Origin of the sequence: Methylorubrum zatmanii, from assembly GCF_014845115.1 — a bacterium.
Lineage (GTDB): Bacteria > Pseudomonadota > Alphaproteobacteria > Rhizobiales > Beijerinckiaceae > Methylobacterium > Methylobacterium zatmanii.
This window is the reverse complement of sequence record NZ_NKUI01000361.1, coordinates 1-1,751: the sequence shown is the minus strand read 5'-3', so window position 1 is coordinate 1,751 and position 1,751 is coordinate 1. Positions and strand designations below refer to the sequence as shown.

Sequence of the window (1,751 nt, the reverse complement as noted above, 5' to 3'; positions counted from 1 at the left end):
GCCGGGTGCCCCGGCCGGACGCGGCCACTGTCGGCACCCGGAACGGCGCGGTGCCGCCGGCTGTCCAACGCAACGAGTTTCCCCTGGCGGTTCCTCTCGACAATCCCCTGCGCTATCCGCCGGCCTCCCTGCAGCGCGCCCTCTCCGAGCCGGTGGCCCCCGGCTCCTATGCCCGCGAGCCCGTGACGGCACGGCCGCCCCTGGTGGCCCGGCGCGTGAACGGGGCGGGACCCATGCCCTACGAACGCTACGGCTTCACCCTGCTGCCGGGTTATAACGGCCTCGACAAGCCGGAAGGCCTCGGCACCCCGCCGCCCGGCACCCTCTGGCAGGATCAACAGGCCGAGCGCAGCCGCGGCCCCTCGCCGGAGAGCGACCGCTTCTCCGTGCCCTCCCGGATCTCCTCGGGCAATGGACCCAACGGGAAGGGCTTTCCGTGAAACCGCGTCATCGCGCCAGTTCCCGGAAGGGGACGACCGGCTCTCGCAGCATGCCGAAGCGCAGCCTTGCGGCTTTGGCCGCGCTGATCCTCGCCTTCGCCGAACCGGCCCTGGCCCAGACCGCCCCCGTCCTGCGCCTGCCCGGTGCCGGCACGGTCGCCGGGGTGGTCGAGACCCGCCTGCGCGACGGTTTCGATCAGCGCATCCGGTTAGAGGGCGGCGACGGCCGCAACCATGCCGAGATCGGCCTGCGCAACGAGACCGGAGACCTTCTCCTCGCCTTTCCGCCCCGTCTGGCCAAGCCGAGCCAGTTCGGCATCGAGGGTGAGATCGCCGTCCGCTTTCCCGGACAGGTCATGCGCATCGTGGCGCCCCGGCGCAACGCCTACGGGCCGATCGGCCTGGCGCTCGGGGCGGACTGCCTCTACGCGTGGCAATGGTTCGAGCGCGCGAGCGCGGCCCAGCGGGTCGCGAGCCGGACCGGCCTGTTCGATGCCGGTATCGCGCCGACCGCCGGCCGCCGCGCCCTGTCGCTCCGGATCCGCCTGTGCCGTACCGCGCAGGCGAGTCTCGACGATCTCGTCGCCTCGGTCGAGCGGATGACCATCACCCTCCCCGGCGAGGGAGGAACCGTCCGCTCCGCGCCGGTCCGGCCGCGCCCTGCTCCTCGACGGGCGGGCCCCGCGCCCGTGAAGCAGCAAGCCAATCGCCCCGCGGCCCCCACGCCGCCGCCCGAGGTCGCGCCGAAACCGGTGCCGTCTCCCCCGCAAGCCGCGCCCGCGCTCCGGCCACCGGCGCCGACACCCGGTGACGCCGGCCGCCGCTACCTCGCTCCGACGAATCCGGAAGGCGCCGCCCCGGCCACAGAGCCGCCGGCCTCCAATGCGGCACCGGGCGGCACGCAGCGCTTCATCACCGACGTGCCGAAGCCGGGCGAGCCGCAGGGGCGCGACCTGATGCCGAGCCCGGCTCCCGGTCGCTCGACCAGCGAAAGCCTTTCACGCGATCTCCCGGCGGAAGCGTATCGGCCTACCCCGAATCCCGGAAGCCGGTGAGCGCTCGTCCGGTTATTGGAAGTGAGGCAGCCCGGTCCGCGGGTCGCGAGGCGGAAGCTGCAGCGAGCCGGGGGCGCTGCCCGATCCGAACAGGCAGCGCGGGAGCGGGATCGCCCGACGCGGTTCGACCGGGGACACCCCCTCCCCTCTCGAGCCGGGGCTTTTGCACACGAAGCAAGACCTTGGCGCCTGGCCTGGCCGCGCGGCTCGGCAGTTGCGACCGTCGCTGGCTCTGCGCGGCATTTGGCCCTGCGGG

Annotated in this window: 1 protein-coding gene and 1 pseudogene; both read left to right on the top strand. The window is 73.8% G+C overall.

Translation table 11 applies throughout. From position 1 onward, the window contains the following. Positions 1 to 440: pseudogene (locus MZTS_RS24745) on the top strand (hypothetical protein); the annotation flags it as partial. Between the two features lie 50 nt (positions 441 to 490). Then, the gene (bcsN, locus tag MZTS_RS24740; protein WP_009866902.1) at positions 491 to 1,495 is read left to right on the top strand and encodes a cellulose biosynthesis protein BcsN; all 1,005 of its coding nucleotides are present in this window, start codon (positions 491 to 493) and stop codon (positions 1,493 to 1,495) included. The last annotated feature ends 256 nt before the right edge of the window (positions 1,496 to 1,751 follow it).

Bases quoted from the DNA above. Each gene is read 5' to 3' on its own strand.
- bcsN (WP_009866902.1), top strand. From the start codon at position 491: ATGCCGAAGCGCAGCCTTGCGGCTTTGGCCGCGCTGATCCTCGCCTTC.